The organism is Sporosarcina sp. ANT_H38 (genome assembly GCF_008369195.1).
Classification (GTDB): Bacteria; Bacillota; Bacilli; order Bacillales_A; family Planococcaceae; genus Sporosarcina.
Window position 1 is genome coordinate 1 of the sequence record NZ_VOBC01000008.1, and the last position, 18611, is coordinate 18611.

Consider the following 18611-nt stretch of genomic DNA (forward strand, 5'->3'; position numbering starts at 1 on the left):
GTCTACCTTCACGGAAATCAGGATTCTGCTTCGCAATGGCTTTCCCCTCTGCTAATCGTTCAACGATCATATCCCTGTCAAATTCCGCAATGGCTGATAACATTCTTAAAATTAATCTGCCCATTGAAGTATCTTCTACAAGTCCCATATTTAATATGTGAACCTTGATTCCTTTTGAAAGCAATTCTTTGATTAGATTTACCCCATCCTCTGCCGATCTTGCGAAACGGTCTAGTTTTGTAACTACCAATGTATCACCTTTTTTCAGCAATGAAAGTAACTCTACAAATTGAGGACGATCAGCCTTAGTTCCAGTGAATTTCTCGGAATAAATTTTGTCACAACCTTCACTTTCCAATGTTTGCAATTGTAACTCTAAATCTTGTGACGCTGTACTTACACGTCCATAACCATATTTCATATGTATTTGCCCCTTTTTTTTCGGGTCCGTTTATGACCCCTAGTTACGACACTGATTGATACCTTGATATTACTGGATCCTGAAAACGGTGTCAATACTTAAAAGTTATGGCACGCGTAATACATTACCAATATCCCAATCTTGCATTAATTTCAATAATCTGTATAGTAGTTCAAAAGGACGGGTGTTGCTTATGGAGAAAGAAGGACTTTCTTTATACGATAGATTACCAATTGCAATGCTATCAGGGTTTTATTACCATATAAACAAGAACATAGAAAACGGGATTTTGTCTAATGCCATGTACCATGAAATCTCTCTAATTGAACAAGTGGCTGCAAAAAAAGGGATTTCATTAATTCATCTGTATGAACGAGGATCAACGATGAAATGATAATACATAGGTTTCTTAATAGAGACACTTTCTTTATGGGTACAGGGGATACAGTACCGACAAACACGCCATTACAAGGGCTAGATACAGCTACACCTCTACATATGGTGGGCTATCCATACAGCCCGTTCCACCTGTCACCACCACGTTATAGCACTAGGTCAAGGCAATGGCACCACGCGAGTTAGTTGAAGATCATTAAAGTAAGAAAGGTCTATTTCTTGTAAGAGAAATAGACCTTTTTAAGTATGTATGCTGGATGCACCTTAGTAGACATAACACCAGTTCACGGAAGTCCTGATCCCCAGCTACTCTCGGCCAAGTACGTACCTACGGTTTGCAAAGTTACAAATCATTTAGTGCAGATATTTTGTAAGAGCCCTATCTACAATAGATGTTTTCATCAGCATGAGGATAACACCAGAGCCCTTCAACAATATGGCACTATCCGTTTCTTGATCAATTTCAAAGTGTTTACCCTCAAACAACTTGTTAGAAATATAATCAAAGACTTCACGGCGTTTCCACTTATTAAACACCATCAAAGATTTTGCAGATTCCAATCCGTAATTACAAACAGTGTACTGCAATAGTTCAACGTCCATTTCTCTTATGTCCATAGGTATAAAACCCTTTCCAATGCTGAATGAATGGCATAAACCAGTTTGCAAGTGAACTGCTTTATAGTCAATATAATTACTGGTGTAATCATTTGATCACAATGGATAATGTAGCAAGTAAATGCTTGTAAATAAAGCTGTAATTTATGGGATAAAATATTATGTAATCATTTGATTACCTGAAACGGAAAAAACTTCATAAAAAAGAAGACACCTACCAGTTCGCATTGAACAAGTAAGGGGCTATTTTTTGTAAATTACTATTCAATAACGTACAAACACTTTTGGCCAACTATAAGCTATAGGGTGGTTTCGGTATATTCAGCGTTAATAAAGCCAATCTGTTGCCCATCAATAGTGTGAAAATATTTGATGCTTTTTTTTATCTAATTTTCTCCAATTTGGATATACTAATATCTAAAGGAGATGTAGTAATGGACGGTGCTTTAAAAATAATATCCTTAACTATTTTTTTAGTTGTATTGGTAGTTTCTACTATTGCGACGGTAGTATATTTTTTTCCGGATGATGAAAAAACAAAGGGCTGTTATTTCTTCCTTCATTTTATGACTCTACTGTTCCCCCAACATCCGAAACAAAATGGATCGCCGAGCGGGTTTGTATCCTCTATACACAACCGGTTGACATAACGCCACTTTTCGGCAGTTAACAGTGTCTCCTCACCCCTTACGAATCCTCAGTTTACCCCCTATTATCCTTGATGTTTTCTATGTTAGGTGCAAGAAAAGAAAGAACGAAAACATTTTTTTCAGTGCGGTGGAATTTATCAACTGAAGAATATAGGACGTCATGTCTTATACCATTTTCAAAAGTGCTTCTCTACCAATCATACCTTTTTTGATTCCAAGTTCCTCAGCTTCATAGGTGATAGCTTCTAAAGAAGCCTCAAGTAGTTGGTCAACTGTCTTAACTTCAACGGCTATGCCAGCAATCACGTTACTGTCTTCCAATTTTTCATTCAGTTGCCCAATATCAAGAGTACTACACATGATATATCCTTTATTATTCCCTACATAAATCAAGGTTGTTTTTGGCAACTCAAATAATGCACTAAAAAATATATGACCTTCGATATCAATGGCCTTCAAATCTATCATTTTTTGAATTCCCTCCTTTCCTTTTAATTTATGTTAGTAGAAGGAAAGCCGTGTTTAAGGGGCTTTGCAGAATGAAATCCGAAAAGAAACGAGGGTTTATCAGATTCGTGATCGCTGCACGGGCTTGTATGCTCCCTACACAACAGGTAGACATAACACCAATTCTCGGCAGTTGATTCGAACAGACAACCCCTTACAAGCCCTCAGTTCTTCCCCTCCCGTCTCGACTCTTTTTCATGCATGGGGAATATACATCGTTGAGTTAACGAGCTTTCTGGTGAACGCCAGGACTGTCAAAATGAATAAATATACAAAGCTCCATGGTGAAATGAACAAAAAAAGCACTTTCAATCAGCTATATTATAAAAACGTTTTAAAGACGCCTAGAAGGCGTTCTAATATCAGATTAATAGATACATTCGATTTTCCTCTTAAAATGGACATACGGGTCTCCTGTGCGCTCCTGTGACTATATTTGATAGATTCAAAGAATAAGACAAGTCCGTTTATCGATTTGTCTTATTCTTTTTTTCTAGTAATGACCTTTTGTATTTGTAGTAACGTTATTCGTGCTGATTTTGATAGAAAAGAAAAATGAATGATAATTAGCGAAAGCTATATAATGATCTTAATTTAAAGACTTAATAGACTTAGTAACCTTTAACAGACTAACGAACCTTAGAGGCACAAGGGTTACAGAGTTTTATTGAACTTTTTCTCTCCCTTCATTGAACTTTTTCTCTCCTTTTATTGAACTTTTTCTCTCCCTTCATTGAACTTTTTCTCTCCTTTTATTGAACTTTAATAATAAGTAAAGTACAGTAGAGGGAGAGAAAAAGGATAATGGGGAATGGGTGAATTAATTGGCTAGGGAAAACGATAAAAAACAATTGGTCTCTTATGAAAATGGCATTAAAAAGAGTAATGACTTTTCAATGGCGAAGTTGAGTCAGGGCTTAACTTTAAATCAAATGCAATTATTTGCTTTCGCTATTTTTTCAACGCAACAGGACGGACACACGGGGTTCATAAAAGCCGATTTCGAAAGGAAGTTTGAACTTAAACGTTATTTAACCAAGGATGCCAAGATAGATGCACAACGATTATTGAATTTAAAGTTTAGTATTGAGGATTTAGAAAATGATTATTTTGAGTATTGGAATGTGTTTCAGTCAATTAAATACGATAAGGGTGAATTTCGTTTTAAATGGACTGACGATATGATTCCTCATATTTTGGAGTTAAAGGATCATTATGTAACAACTGATTTAACGATTACATCACAATTCAAGAGTAGCTTTAGTTGGACGTTATATGAATATTTAAAGGCTCGTTATGGGGCTTACTATTTACCCGTTTCAAAAGAGGCTCTCCTGCGTTTGTTCGGCGTTGAAAACAGAAAAACATATCAGTCTAATACAGGTCGATTCAAGGAAACTGTATTAGATGTTGCTATTGAGGAATTAAACAAGTACACCGAACTTGAAGTTTGGTACAAAGAAAAGAAAAAAGGTCGGGCTATTGTCGGATTTGAAATACATTGGTCAACAGGTAAAACAGTTCCGTTAGCAACAGATAATCAATCAGAGGAATTAAAAAGACTGATTGACGAAGTGTTTGCGCTATGGGACGCTGTTCATCAAATGCAAAATGAAGATAATAAAGAGAAAGCGAAAAAGCTAGTTATAGAAACAGAGGAGATGCGAAAAGGCAAAGGGGAGCAAGTTACTTCAAAAGAAGCAAGTGAATATATTCCACGGGCGAAAGATAATCTTAGATGGATTGAAATGATGTTGGAAAATGATAAAAAGCCAGCTGTTAAAAAATCTGTACCCTTCTATAATTGGTTAGAAGAAAGAGTGTGATAACATGCAATCGACCATCATTAGCCTAAAGGATCAAACCGACAAACCCACTTTAAATGTTGATGAAACGTTTTGGCCACTGGTTCAATTTGTTGCGTATTATAGCCAACTTATCGAAATCAAAATGAAAATGGGAATTACTCACCGTTTTCTTCACTACTGGGCTTATGAAGTTATACAAAGCAATGACGACCATACAGAAGAACAAAGGCAAGAAATTTATAAATTCGAAGGGTGCAGCTATCGTTTTCCGAAGGACGGCGATGATTTTATAAAGTGGTTATATGACGAATCTAAAAAAAGAGATCTATTATTGTTTTGATTAAAAGAGTGTTTTCTAGAAACAGTATTAGATTCTCGTCTATCAAATTTAGAAGTTACAACATCAACGCTAAGAAGATTGATGTTAGATATTTAAAAAAGTAACAGTCCAATAAAAAAGGGTAAAGGTTAAAAATATGTTACTAGAAAAAAAGAGCAACTGCAGCGGTTGCTCTTTTTAAAATTTCTTCAACGGTTTGTTTTAAAACTTGAGTGAAATCTGTTGTCGCTTCGTTCGAAAGTAATGACAAAAGGAGTAGAAAATATGGCGAGAAATAATACCTTCTTTCAAATGAGATTGAAAGAAGGAGAAGACAAGAAATACATTAAAGATAGAGCTAAAAAAATCAGAATGTCTAGGAATAGTTAGAAAGAGCATAAGGGAAAACTGTCCCCAATTTCATCGTGGGACTAGGCGAAGCCTAGTGTTTTGGTGGGGGCGAGTTTTTTGTATTAGGCACGCTAGTGTGCCTTTGTTTTTTCGTGTTTAGGAACAGTTCTGTACCTACCTTTTTCGAATGGAAATTCGTATTTATAAATCTAAATCATGTTTCTTTTGAGTCAATCTTTTAATTCTAATTTTGATCGGGACATGTTTTCACATTACCGAAACGGTTAATCCATTGTGTACTATCTGCTTTAGAAATTCGGACGAGAAATACAAGAGTTGAAAGGGAGTACTTGATTTATACGTAGCGATTTTTTCTGTGAAAACCTACGCACTGGGTTTCCTTCAGGGGCTAAAATAAAACACAAAAAAACCGACCTTAAACACTCTTTGTGCCATTTCAGTCGATTTTTTAGTCATTTTCTTCGATTTTTAAGGCTACTTCAAGGTTTACTTCAACAAAATCGCGGATAAATCGGTCTTTCTCCATGTGATTTTCTTCTGATTTACGGAACCATCGTTTTATAAGCCGTTTTTCTTCTGGCTCCAGTTGCCACAAAGCTTCTGCTTCTTCCCTAAGGTTAATTTTAAGCCTATGTACAGTCAAAAAATCGGTGGTGTACTGGCTTCTACTTGCTTCTTTCAAGGCATGATTCTCTTTGGTTACTGTGGCCAGCTGCTGTTGAAATCCTGCCATCATTTCTTTCATCGAAATTACTACATCATTGACGTTTTGAACGTTACGGATAAGGTCGTCCTGTTGCTCTGAGTAGCGTTGTATTTCGTCCAAAACCCTGATTTCATCGGTTCTAACCAACGATACGGAAACGGACGGTGGTTCATTACCCGTACCATTAGAAGTCCTGTGACCGGCAACCACAACGTTGGCAGCCGCATCTCGACTCATCTTGGCAACTTCAATCAAGTGTTTCATCTGGGAAAGTGCATTTAAGTCCTCGCTTGTGAAATCTCTGTTCTTCCCATCGTTACGCTGAAAGATGAATCCACGCTTCTCTAATTCAAGACAATACTTACGTATCGTAACGGTCTCTAAACCCAGTCTACTAGCTATTTCACCGGTTTTCATGTTGGTCTCGATAACGTTGGTCATATCATCACCTCTATGACATATTCAACATCACAAAGGCTTTCCCCTGCAATGAAAAAGCACTATGAGATCTATTCGGGACATAGTGATTGAATTGCTGAACGTTTTTTTATTCGAAATCAATATCAACTTTTCCCTCCTAAATACACATCGATGACATCTATTCGTTCATGGCCAACCTCTTTTGTGACGATTGCTGCAGCTTGCAACTTGGAATAGCCTTTCTCCATTTCTTGCCGGACCCGATTCTGGACGTAATTGTAACGTAGCCCATGAAAAGTTAAAGCATTAGATACCCCTTGATACATACGACTTTCTTTACCTTCGACTGTTTCGAATTGTAGACGATTATTTTGCAGGAACTTTTCCACTCGATTCACTGCTGCATGCGTTTTCTCACCAGGACGAATAAACATCCGATCGCCTCTTGGAACGTTCTTATTCCTACTTTCCATCACTTGTCGACCTTGAGCAGATAACGGAACTTGTCGCCATTTCCCGTTTTTCGCTTCGTTTTTCACCTGATAAACCCCAGATCTCAATGCTTGTTCTACTTGCGACCTACTCATTGCGACAGCTTCGGTCACCCTCAACCCCATTGTTCTTGCCAACTGCATCACGTCCCGCACATCAGCTGCTGTTTCAGTGCCCCTCCCATCGTCTTCAGCCCTTTCTCGTACGAACTTCTGCATATCGTTATATTCATGCTCTGTCCATGCTCTATCTCCTTTTACCGCTGGTGTTTTCTCTAATAGGATGGAAAATGTATCTTTCAGTCCTTTATTATCGGAAAGTTCATGTTTGACGTTCGAAATCATGTCATGCATGTAGCGAATTGCACCAAGGTCGTTTTTGAGCGTTTTCGGTGCAATTCCTTCCGTTTGCCGTTGCTGGATATAGGCCACTACATGTTTATCTTGTAAATTACGCAAGTTTTTCATCTTGAATTTCTCGTCTAAAAACCCGACGAAATTCCGACAGCTGCTTTCGTATCTAGCACGAGTACCGAAGGAGTTTGCTCTTGTATGTCGATAAATTTTCTCCATCTGTGTCATGATCGGTGACTTTCCTTTTATCATTTTTCCAACTCCATTTTCAAAAAAGTGCATAGTTCACCCGTTGGCATTTTCGAGCGTCCTCAGGACTTCCTCAAATACCGAAGGTTAAAACTAAAATACAAACCCAGAGATAACGGTATTAGCGGGTGTATTTTCGGCTTTTTGGTACAGCTTTCTCTTTGCCCGAATTGCACTTCAGATTTTTATCACTTCGTTCAAAATCTGTGGCGTGCTCATTTGGCTAACGCCAAATAGCGGACAAAGAGAAAGCAGTACCTCGTATCCAATTGTGTATGTGAGTATTGAATGGAACATCCCCTAACGGGTTGGCTTCGCCACGTTCCAGTGAATTGCCCTCGGGCAAGCATATCGCTCAGGTCTTCGACCTCGTTCACTTCCTGCCGGCATTTATTAACCGCTCCAAGCGTAGCGATCGGCTCTATTCGTCAGCCTGCATTACGAATGCATATACGCGCATCAACGTCCATCCTGTTTGCGACAAAGTCGCAAGGCAGCCAATATTTGCTGATTGCCTTATTTGAAAGCGAAGTTATTCCATTTCGCTCTTTTTGTTCAACCCCACGTTCCATCTACGTACTATCTAAACCACTCGCTATTTGCGAAATAAACGGTTAGACACTTGTTGGGAACATCCTTTTCAACTTTTGTAATTTCCTCTCGTCCATACTTTTTCCGTTCTTCTGAACCCATTGGATTTACATGCCGTTTGTACACCTGTTCGAATAAATTTTGCTCATTTACCGATAGTTTAGCTAACATATTTTCTCTCTCCTTTTTGAGTTTTGTACCCATATTGAGTACTCCATTTTTATGATTTTTGTATGATACTCCGTCTTGCGATATTTGATAACTCGCCACGAATTGAACGCAAAAAAGGCCTCTGGTCCGATTTTTAATCACAGTAAAAAAAGAACTGTGTCTCAATCGGTCCAAAGACCTTCATTAGTCATCACCGATCCCGCATGGGTTCGGTGTTAAAAGTTAAAGTAAGTTTATATGCTGTTAGTCTATCAGTTTCTTTTAGAGTTTTCAAATATTTTGTTGAATAGGTTGACATAACACTCGTTCACGGAAGTAGTTACCTCCATTACTCAATAAGAAATAGCTGCCATGAAAGGCAGCTTAATAATCACTAAAGCACTCGTTAGTTTAACAAGAGACAAGTTAGCTTTATTTTTGCATCCAAATTAATAAACAGACTAGCTCATTCTATTTTCTAATCTATTGGAGTTGCGTGATTACAAGGTGTGCTGAAACTGACCTTGTTCCCCCAGCAAGAGGTGTGATGGTTAAAGCTGTGGAATTACCAGTAGGATTTCGTACAGTAAGTATTGAATTGGCGACCGTCGTTTCCACAAGTGCCATTCCAACTATCTGAGAAGTACCGGTTGCTCGTCCAACCACCGTATAGGCTAGATCTGTATTATTGAGAGTTAAAATCAATTGCCCTGGTTCGGTGACACTTACCTGAAACAAGACCTGATAGGTGCCAATTGCAGACAAGGTAAATGAATCGATACCAGCCCTTACAATATTTGTTCCACTAGTAGGTCCATTACTCGGGAAATCCACGTCTGCACCAACAGCAACAGTTGCACTATTATCACCAGGCATCAATGCATAAAAATCTGCATAGGCCAATATACCACCAGGTGTTCCTGGTTGCCCTTGTGGTCCAGGAGGACAAATGCATTGCTGCTTTGGCGGTACGGGAAGCGCATAAATCTTACTGCACTTTTTACATCCTTTTTCGTTACATGACATATTAATCACCTCCTTTATCATCCACTCTAGAATATGTCTTGAAAATCAGATCTGTTTGTGCTTTAAAGAATTATAGAGAGGGTGCGTTACATAGGCATAAATAAAATTAAAATATTCTAGTAAATTGAAATCAAACACTAGAATAAACAAAAAAAAAAATCCCGATGTAGATAAGGAAACGACGACTAAATCAGTTCCCTACACTATCAAAAGGAGATTCTTCATGAAACATGTAAAACAAAATTTAGGACCAGATTTAAAACAAAAGCTAGGCTTTTCGCAAATCGAACATATTTCTATTGTGTTAGATTGGGAAGTTTTTTGAGTGCACAAAATAGATCTGCTGCTCTAATTCTAGTTCTAGTTCGGATACTGCATGCACGGTTAGTAGACATAACACCAGTTCTCGGAAGTTGACGGTACCCTATGACCCCTTATAAACCCTCAGTTTATCCCCTGTCGTACTTGGTGTTCGTTATGCATGGAAATATACATCGTTGAGTTAACGGGCTTTCTGGCAAACGCCAGGCTTGTCTAAATGGATAATTATGCAGGTTTACCTAGACGATAAGCAGACGAAAAACCCTCCCTCCAAAGTCAGAGCGGGGGAGGTGTTCTAACAGATCACGCGTTTTTATTCGAATTTATCCATAAAATCAGCCAATGCTAAATGTAAAATATCCGATTTATTGAGACGTTCTCCTTCACAAAATACATCGAAGCGCTCCCCGATACTCTGATCAATCACAATGGTCTTTCGCGTTTTCTCTTCTTGTGGAAGCTGTTTAATACGCTCGTGCAACGTTGGCTCCATTTTGATTGCTGGAGCTGATTCTTGCCATGATTTTAACATCTCTTTGATAGCCTGCATTTCGTCATCGGTGAACTGCCCATGAATAGCAGGTGAATCCGTTGTGACTAGCTCGGGAATCGGTTGTGAATGAGGCTTCTTGGCCGATGATTTGGGTTTCACAAAGTCAAAAATGCTTTTATCGAGTGGTTCATCGCCGTCGCTAATGAAAGCCCACCCCCTGGGGGTGGCACTACTGTATTTATAGCCTGCTGCATTCAATGCGCTCGCAAGAGGATCCTTGCTAATGCCATCGATTTGCTTAGCTACATCCGAAATATTACTGTCTTTTAATGCTTTAAGAATGCTTTTTAATGTCGTTATCTCATCAATTTTCATCGACTATTCACCCTCGTTTCATCGTTTTAGCTTGTAGTTATTATTCCAGATGAAAGAGGTTTCACCTTCAAAATTTACCCCCAAAAAATAAATACAATCGACTTCATAAATTATGTACATGTTTAAAATGACTGTTTAAGTGTATCTAGTGTTCAATAACAAGCTTTTCAATCCCTAACTGCTAACTTTCATCGAACAATTTTCTTCGATGACGAGAAGGTCGTCCTATTGTTCTAAGTAGTGTTGCATTTCGTCCAAACTCCTGGTTTCATCGGTCTTAACCAACGATACGGAAACGGACGGTGCTTCATTCCCCGTGTTTTAAATACCTATAATTTAGAGTTGTATAGCTACAGAAAAAGTTAGTAAACATTGCTATGGTTATTAATTGAAATCAAAAAAAGGATGCTTAAGAGCATCCTCACATAAGAATAATTGCAATTGAGAGAGACAAACTTCACCAAAAGACATGACTCCCCGATCGCTACAAAAGCAACAACGCAATATTCATTTCTCAATAATTGAATTACTTATTATTTAGTTTGATTCTAGGTGCTTGATACGATTACATTATAGATCTATAATCGTGAGTGAATAATTAATCTAATAGGCCAACTTCTTTTGAGTAATAATCACTGGAATATAAAATAGAATAATACCAAGTATTAATAACCATGAGAAATTCATTATTAATCCCTCAAAGTTACCTAATAATAAACCTCTACATAAGTTTACAGCATGATATAAAGGAGAAAACCACGCAAAAACTTGAACTATCTCTGGCATATTTTTAACTGGGAAAAATATATCTGAAAACATATACATCGGCCTTATGAACAAAACACTATAATAGTTTAAGTAATCTCTATTAGGTGCTAGGGATGTAAAAATCATACCCATTAAACCAAACACAAAACCAGATAACAGAAGAACAAATGGCACGAATATTACTGTCCAAGATTGGACAACCCCGAAAAATGCCGCAATAACCAAAAACATTCCACCATAGATTAAGCTTCTACATGATGCCCATATAACTTGACCAATCACTACATCCTGTAAATTTACAGGTGTCATTGTGACCGCAGAATACGTCTTTTCCACTCTCATCTGAATAAATGCATTTATAGTCACTTCGGCTGTCGAAGCCATCATTCCTGTAGCTGCAATTAAGCCGGCAGTAACAAAAATTAAATATGAAACACCATTAATTTCCCCTATGTAACTTCCTAATCCAATACCCATCGCTAGCAAAAATAAAATAGGATCTACTAGATTGGGAAATATCGAAATTTTAAACAACCTACGAAAACTCATATAATTTCTTATAATTACATACCATATCGATTTAGGAGAGAGCTTGTACAATTTTTTCTGCCTCCTCATCGTGACCAGTTAAAAACAAGAATGTTTCTTCAAGAGACGAAAAATTATATTTTTCGATAAGATCCTTTGAGGTCCCTTCAGCAACAATCTCTCCCTGATGAATAATTACTATTCGATCAGCCAGCTTTTCTACTTCGTCCATATGGTGTGAAGTTAAAAGAATGGAAATCCCATTCGATTTAAGTTGCAATAACTTTTTCCAAATAATTTGTCTGGACTGGATATCTAATCCCGTAGTGGGCTCATCAAGAATAATAATTTTCGGGTCGTTTATCAAGGAACGCGCTAGAACAACTCTTCGTTTCATACCTCCAGATAGATTAGCAATGGGTTTATTTAAGTAGTTTGATAATCCCACAAATTCTAGGAGTTCTTCAGCTTTAATTTTTGCTTTCTTCTTAGGAATATCAAAACAAATTGCATGTGCAATAAGATTTTCGATAACAGTTAACGACAGATCTAATAAGTCCTCTTGGGATACAATACCTATAATTCTTTTGGTGTCTCTTGAATTACTCTTTACATCTAAGTTATCTATCTGAATTGAACCTCCACTTATTGGGCTAGCAGAATAGATCATTTTCATAGTGGAAGTCTTTCCAGCCCCGTTTGTTCCAAGAATGGCTAAACATTCGTCTTTATATAAACTGAAATTAATTCCTTTAACAGCCTGGAAGTCGCCGTAACATTTTTTCAAGTTAACAGCTTGCAACACTGGCTTCATTAAAGTTTCACCTTTACTTTGTTACAAACATCACAGTTCGCATTTTTTTCAATATCATAATAACGACTTTCAAAAGTTAAAAAATCTATTTCAAATAGTTTATTATAAGTTAATATTTTATCTATATTAAGTAGATACCTCATTATTTCATAAGAGATAAAATAACCATGGAATAAACAAGTTGGACCTAGTGCTCCATTAGGTGTTCTATACATATTTTTTTGCATAGCATTAAACTCTTCAAGTATCCCTGGAGCTGTATTTGTCTCTTGAATGTACTGGCAATTATAACAGGCAGTTTCACCTGGTAAAACAGAATAAACTCTTCCAAATCTTTTTTGTACTACTCCCGCAAATATTGGAATATTTTTATTGACACAGGCTTCATTTACCCAAAAATCAATATATCCAGAAGGGAAGTCAGCCACATTCACCACAACATCACAAGGATTTTCATCAAGGATTTTTTTAACCTCATCCGAAGAGCTTATTTTTTTATTAATGGCTTTGAAATCGATTTCAGGATTAAAGTCATTTATCCGCTTTCTAGCTTCATCAGTTTTCAACTTCCCTACACTAGAAGTTGAGTATAAAAGTTGGCGATTTAAATTACTCAATTCAACTGTATCAAAGTCAACCGCAGTTATTTTTCCAATCCCTAACTCTATTAACGCCATACATATATTGGATCCTATTCCCCCCATGCCAAAAATAACAACATGGCTATTCTTTAACTTTACTTGATAATCATACTTAGATTCGCTTTCCTTACTTAGCGTATTAAAAAAGTTAATGTTTACTTTATAACGTTCAAGTTCTTCTTTTGATAATATAGCTGGTGGCTCAGTTGATGCATCTTCCAGATAACCCTCACTATTAAGAGAATTAATCCCTTCGATAATTTCTTCAGCAGTCAAGTTTTCGTTATTAAGCTTTTTAAGAATATCATCGATAGAATTCTCACCATTTAATAATTCGATTAATGAAGCATACTTGTTTTCCGGGTCATCTATTTCCATAGCATATCCAAAGCCGCTACCGATTCTAATTCTATTATTTAAATACAAAATTCCATGTATTTCTTTAATTTTAGGATATTTCATTTTTTTCTCCTTTGTCTTAGAAATGACTAACGGTGACCTTAAGAATTTCTCAAGGTCACCGTTAATTTTGATTAGCGAGGTTCTACAGCTGTCTTACTTACTTGTTTGTTAGAAAGTTTACGAATTTTCATAATGAAAGTACCTCCTTATTTATCACTATTTAGCTTACAAGGAATATACTACCATGTTACGTTCCGAATTGTCTAGTAATTTTATATTTTTAGACAAATAACTGTTTCTATTTACATAATTCGTTTAACCTTTTAAATTTCCTATTAAATATCTCAATGGCGTCTAATATATATTGACTAGAGAATAAATCTATCTCCAAAATTTTCATCACGGATGTAAAAGACTGACTGGATCCAGCCTCCATCCCCTTCAAGATATTCTCAACCGGTATTTTTCCATCTATGATTTTTTGGGCAACGGTTACAGAAAGTAAAAAACCCATTACATATCTATAAGAGTAAAAGGAATCGAAGAAATTTGGATTCTTTAACCACTCGTATTTCAAGTTTTTATCAACCTTTAAGCTAGTACCGTAGTATTCTGATAATAGATGCATATATATTTCACTGATATCTTCCGGAATCATTACTTCTCCGTTTTCTATTATTGAATGAAGCTTTACTTCAAAATCAGAATACATTGATTGACGAAATACAAATCCCCTAAATCTTTCTAACCAGTTATTTAGAAAATATTTTTCCTCTGTTTTGGTAGTAGCCATGTTATCAAGGTATTCAAACAATAAATTTTCATTTAATAACGCAAAGAACTCTCCTAAGATATCCGAAAACTGAGAATATGTGTAGGGTTGTTTTTTATTTGTATAAAAATGTTGAATAGCATGTCCAACCTCATGAACAAGATTAAATACATCATCAGTTTGACCTGTGAAATTCATCAATACAAAAGGGTTTCTTTCGTAGATATTAAATGTGTAAGCCCCTCTTTCCTTCCCTCTATTTGGCAACACATCTATCCATTTTTCTTCCAGTATCATATCGAAAATAATTTGATATGATTTACCAAAATACTTGAATGATTCTCTGGCAATATCACAAGCTTCCTTAAATGAATAATTTACATCAGTCTTTTGGGACGTAGAAAAAAACATATCGAACCAGCCAATATTATTTACCCCTAATTCTGTTTTTTTGTATTTCATGAATTCGTGTAAAGAAGAAACATTATTCCGTATATTACTAATTAAATTATTGAAAATTTCCAGATTGATTCCATCTTGTTCTAATACTAATTCTAAATATGAGTTTTTGTTATGCTTATTTGCTAAATAATGTTTATTTTTTATATCACTCATTAATAGATTGGTGATGGTATTACCATATTGAATATATGTCTCCATTAAGGAATCAAAAGATGCTTTTCTAACACCCCTATCGTTATTCATCAAGTAATTAAAATAATTATCCAACCCCACCGATATAATATTCCCCTCACTATCTTTAATATCCTTAAAGGTAAAGTCGTTATTTAAAAGTGTATAATTTTTTTCAGGAGCTTGGAAAGCATCTAAAAGAATTCCGTTATAGCTTTCTAAAAGGTCTTTATTACTCGCTAGATTTAGAAAATAGTTCTCATACAATTCTAATTCTGGAAGCCCTTTAGATAAATTACTAAACTCTTCTAATGATATAGTACTAAGAGCTTTCTCGATATTTACTAAAGAATCTAGAACTTCTTCATACAGCTGTTCTGACTTTTCCATAAGGAGTAAGGCCTTTTTGTTGGTTTTTTCAATATCAAGTAATATTAAACTATACCCATATAGTTTTTCGAATCTTTTTTCAATTAGTTCTTTAAATTTTATAAGTCTCAGCAAGGAACTAGAAGAAATAGATTCATCTTTTCCAATACTCCTATATTCGATTAATAAGTCCTGAATTGATTTATATTCCTTTTCCCAATCTTCAACACATTTAAAAATAAGCGATATGTTTAGCTTAAACGAATCTGATATCTCTTCTCTAACTTTCATTTGAACACCCCTAAGTTATATTAGTAATTGCCACTCAGTGTTATAATATTATTACAATTCAATTATACAGGAGGAATTAACAATGGATTCCAAACAGCTAATTATTCTGAATTTAGAGGAAGTTAGAAGAAGAAGTCTCAAAATATGGATGGGTATTCCAATAAACCTTCTTGATTGGAAGCCTGATAAAGATGCAATGTCTTTTAAACAAGTTATAAGACATGTATTAGAAAGTGAATACGATTATCACCAAATTTTGTTAGAAAATGATTTAAAAAACGATTCTCCATATAACTTAAAACCATTCTTATCTATCGAAGAGGAAATAGAATTTTCTGGAAAGTATAGAAAAGACTTTTTTAACACTATTAACTCTTATTCAATTGATGATTTTATAAATATTAAAATCGATAGAACAGATGTTGGATATGTAAGAACACTCGGAGATATGTTGCTAAGGATTGCATATCATGAATCCATCCATAGCGGTCAAACTTTACAATCATTAAGGACCGTAGGAGTCGAACGTCCGGATATTTGGGATTAAACATTTTTAAATTACAAATTACTTTGATATCGATCGTTTAGCCAAAGCTTGTACCATACATAACTTAATTTGATGTGGGTGCGTACTATAATTCAACTCAAAGTGTTTGCTAATCCTGTAACGGTGATAGTTAAAATGTATGACAAATTTTAGGTCCCCATCCCATGCTGGAAAGCTTGAAGCTAGTCATAGTAAGGGTTGAAAGTTAAGAAGGAATTCGATCGCTGAACGACCTAAATTATAGAAAAACAGCCACTACCTAACCGGTAGTGGCTGTTCATGATTCTTTTTAGCGTTCCATATCCCATCTGTTTTCTCGTTTTTTACCTTTCCCTTTGCCACGCTGGAGCTGCTGCTGTCTAGTTGATCTTTCCTGTTCTCTTCCTGCCTGTTCAATCCCTTTAACAATTGCGTCTAAAATACCCAAACCATTTAGTGCGGTTTTAATTAGCCCATTAAATTCAGGAATTCGAACTTGCATATCCTCATAAGTTTTGCTCTGCTTTTCAAAATCAGTTCTTCCAGTAATACCTTCTCGTTTCATGTAATTCTCGTAGCTATCTCGGGCAATAACAGCCTTTTCATACTCGTTTTTGGTTGATTTTGAAACAAACATTTTTGAAAATGAATTTTTATTTTTGTAGTTTTCAACAATGTCACGATATTTTTCATAATCCTTCAGATAGTTTTCAGCACGATGTAAACGTGAACTGTATTGTTCTGTGTAAGAAACTTTATCTTTAAGTTGCTTGATCTCTTGATGTTTATTGGTCACAAACTTTTCAGTCGCTTCGACAGGAACAATTTTTCCGTTCTTTTTATTAACTTCATTCAACTTGTGAGCTGTTTCATAGCTCATATACTGCATTTCAGATCGTTCGGGGTAGTTAAATGCCACTTGACGGACAAAACCGTTTTTAAGGGCATTCTCGGCATTACTAAGGGCATCAATTTCACGAGCAATCTGTTGACGCTGACTTCGATTTGTTTCAATTAGTCCTGGGCGCTCTGTTTCAGATTTGGCCTGAACCTGTTTAAATTCAATTTCAGTTTCGAATCCAAGCTTTTCACGATGGTAATTTAGTTTTTCTTCAAGCCCGTTAATTTGGTTGAGACAATCAGAAATAACCCCTTCGGCATGTTCTTTTATTGTGCGATTGTCTTTGAATTTCAACGGGTTTAACCAGTTGATTTGTTCAATTTTTTGCAGTTGTTCTTGAATCCTGCCTTGGTTGTGTGCAATCGATTTATATTGAGAGGCAGCTTCATTTATCGTTTGACTTTTCCAAAGAAGAAACTGTTTTCCATTGCTTAATCGTTCTGACGATTTATCAATTTGTTGTCGTCTCTCTGCAATTTTCGGCAGAGAAGGATCTGCTTTTAAATACGTGCGAGCAATTTGTAAATCGTCATGTTCTGCAGGAGTATTGAAGCGTTGTTTTTTCTGTTCAACTTTTCTTTGCTGCTCTTTTTCTTTTCTCGCATTTTCTTCAAATTCTCTTCTAAGTCTTTCGATGAATTCTTCTTGTGATAACTGTGTTGAAGGCTGTTTCGGTTTAACTTCAGTTACTTGTTCAGGCTGACGGACTTGTTCTGTTTCAACATTGCTTTGCTGCACTACTTCTTCTTTCTTACCTGTTAAAAATTTTGCTATAAACTTATCGACCAATTCCTCTGATGAAGAGTGTTCAGGAACAGATTTAACCTTACTTCCTTGTTCAAACTGACGGGCTCTTTCTGCTTCAATAGCCTGTTTTTCTTCACGATATTTTTGTAAATCAACGACCAAACTATTATATTCCTGACGATCACGGTTAATATCGCCTTGTGGAGTCTCTACACCACGCTTTTCCATTTCGTTAGCTACATGGCCAAGGTGGACTGTCGGAAGTTGTTCAAGACCACGGGCTTCATGAGAAAGATGGGAAATCCGTTCTTGCACGCCCTCTCTTTCCAAACTCTTATTTGCATGGTTCGACCACTCTTCACGCCATTGGTTTAATAACTCTTTGTTGTTCCAGTCACGATTTTTTTTGCCGAATCCATCGCTCATAATTTCTCTTGTCGTTAACATGACATGTGCATGAGGATTATTCGAGTCATCACGGTGGATACAGATGTCTGCAATCATGCCTTTATCTACAAATTCTTTTTGTACAAAATCACGAATCAATTCTTTCTGTTGTCCATTCGATAATTCAACGGGCAATGCAATATTTATTTCACGAGCAAGCTGAGAGTCTTTTCTATTCTCGGCTTTTTCAACTGCATTCCAAAGACGTTCACGATCCTTCATCCATTCAGGAGAATTGGAAGGAGCAAGAATCATGGAATCTGGAGTTACTTCTCTGCGATAAAATTTTTCTTCTCCAGTACGTTCGTCTTGCAATTTATCACCCGAGCGATAAGCAGCAGCAGCAACTGCGGATTGACCTTTTCCTCTTGAAAGAACTTGCGCTGAAAAATGATAGATTGCCATGATTCTCACCCCCTCATTATGATATACCCCGCTACGCGAATCCAAATTGACAAAACAAAAATGTGGAATCGTAGATGACACACTTTGAATTTTGGAAACC

General features: G+C 36.3%; 17 protein-coding genes. 4 read left to right on the plus strand and 13 right to left on the minus strand.

The window, feature by feature from the left end:
• Window positions 1–421: recombinase family protein (locus FQ087_RS21785; protein WP_149582712.1), on the minus strand; the 421-nt coding region annotated here is incomplete at its 3' end.
• Window positions 422–614: 193 nt separating this feature from the next.
• On the opposite strand from FQ087_RS21785, the gene FQ087_RS21790 reads away from it, so the two are divergent.
• Window positions 615–815, plus strand: coding sequence for a hypothetical protein (locus tag FQ087_RS21790; RefSeq protein ID WP_149582713.1), 201 nt, complete (start codon window positions 615–617; stop codon window positions 813–815).
• Between the two features lie 356 nt (window positions 816–1171).
• Here FQ087_RS21790 and FQ087_RS21795 read toward each other — a convergent pair whose 3' ends face one another.
• On the minus strand, window positions 1172–1435 hold the full coding sequence (locus FQ087_RS21795) for a hypothetical protein (protein ID WP_149582714.1): 264 nt from the start codon (window positions 1433–1435) through the stop codon (window positions 1172–1174).
• Between the two features lie 815 nt (window positions 1436–2250).
• Window positions 2251–2553 (minus strand): YunC family protein, encoded by a 303-nt coding sequence (locus FQ087_RS21800; RefSeq protein ID WP_149582715.1) that lies wholly within the window; start codon window positions 2551–2553, stop codon window positions 2251–2253.
• A gap of 863 nt (window positions 2554–3416) precedes the next feature.
• Here FQ087_RS21800 and FQ087_RS21805 point away from each other — a divergent pair.
• Window positions 3417–4418, plus strand: a complete 1002-nt coding sequence (locus FQ087_RS21805) for a replication initiation protein (protein WP_149582716.1) — start codon at window positions 3417–3419, stop codon at window positions 4416–4418.
• 4 nt (window positions 4419–4422) lie between these two features.
• A complete protein-coding gene (locus FQ087_RS21810) occupies window positions 4423–4740 on the plus strand; it encodes a hypothetical protein (RefSeq protein ID WP_149582717.1) in 318 nt (105 codons plus the stop codon).
• A gap of 799 nt (window positions 4741–5539) precedes the next feature.
• Here the strand turns inward: FQ087_RS21810 and FQ087_RS21815 are convergent.
• From FQ087_RS21815 to FQ087_RS21855, 9 genes are all read right to left on the minus strand, one after another.
• Window positions 5540–6238, minus strand: coding sequence for a MerR family transcriptional regulator (locus tag FQ087_RS21815; protein ID WP_149582718.1), 699 nt, complete (start codon window positions 6236–6238; stop codon window positions 5540–5542).
• 122 nt (window positions 6239–6360) lie between these two features.
• The gene (locus FQ087_RS21820) at window positions 6361–7314 is read right to left on the minus strand and encodes a phage integrase N-terminal domain-containing protein (RefSeq protein WP_188006863.1); all 954 of its coding nucleotides are present in this window, start codon (window positions 7312–7314) and stop codon (window positions 6361–6363) included.
• 576 nt (window positions 7315–7890) lie between these two features.
• Window positions 7891–8106 (minus strand): hypothetical protein, encoded by a 216-nt coding sequence (locus tag FQ087_RS21825; RefSeq protein ID WP_149582720.1) that lies wholly within the window; start codon window positions 8104–8106, stop codon window positions 7891–7893.
• A 429-nt stretch (window positions 8107–8535) separates the two neighbouring features.
• Window positions 8536–9078 (minus strand): collagen-like protein, encoded by a 543-nt coding sequence (locus FQ087_RS21830; protein ID WP_255452504.1) that lies wholly within the window; start codon window positions 9076–9078, stop codon window positions 8536–8538.
• Window positions 9079–9712: 634 nt separating this feature from the next.
• Window positions 9713–10267, minus strand: a complete 555-nt coding sequence (locus tag FQ087_RS21835) for a hypothetical protein (protein ID WP_149582721.1) — start codon at window positions 10265–10267, stop codon at window positions 9713–9715.
• Between the two features lie 603 nt (window positions 10268–10870).
• On the minus strand, window positions 10871–11635 hold the full coding sequence (locus FQ087_RS21840) for an ABC transporter permease (protein WP_149582722.1): 765 nt from the start codon (window positions 11633–11635) through the stop codon (window positions 10871–10873).
• Window positions 11616–12377, minus strand: a complete 762-nt coding sequence (locus tag FQ087_RS21845; protein WP_149582723.1) for an ABC transporter ATP-binding protein — start codon at window positions 12375–12377, stop codon at window positions 11616–11618. The genes FQ087_RS21840 and FQ087_RS21845 overlap by 20 nt, the downstream gene beginning before the upstream one ends.
• A complete protein-coding gene (locus FQ087_RS21850; protein WP_149582724.1) occupies window positions 12377–13480 on the minus strand; it encodes a HesA/MoeB/ThiF family protein in 1104 nt (367 codons plus the stop codon). Before FQ087_RS21850 ends, FQ087_RS21845 begins: the two co-directional genes overlap by 1 nt.
• 238 nt (window positions 13481–13718) lie before the next feature.
• Entirely contained in the window at window positions 13719–15485 is a 1767-nt protein-coding gene (locus FQ087_RS21855) for a M3 family metallopeptidase (protein WP_149582725.1), read from the minus strand.
• An 82-nt stretch (window positions 15486–15567) separates the two neighbouring features.
• Between FQ087_RS21855 and FQ087_RS21860 the strand changes: the two genes are divergently transcribed.
• Window positions 15568–16032 carry a DinB family protein gene (locus tag FQ087_RS21860; protein ID WP_149582726.1) on the plus strand — a complete coding sequence of 155 codons (465 nt, stop codon included), beginning with the start codon at window positions 15568–15570 and terminating at the stop codon, window positions 16030–16032.
• A 289-nt stretch (window positions 16033–16321) separates the two neighbouring features.
• On the opposite strand, the gene mobQ is transcribed toward FQ087_RS21860, so the two are convergent.
• On the minus strand, window positions 16322–18511 hold the full coding sequence (mobQ, locus tag FQ087_RS21865; RefSeq protein WP_149582727.1) for a MobQ family relaxase: 2190 nt from the start codon (window positions 18509–18511) through the stop codon (window positions 16322–16324).
• Window positions 18512–18611: the final 100 nt, after the last annotated feature.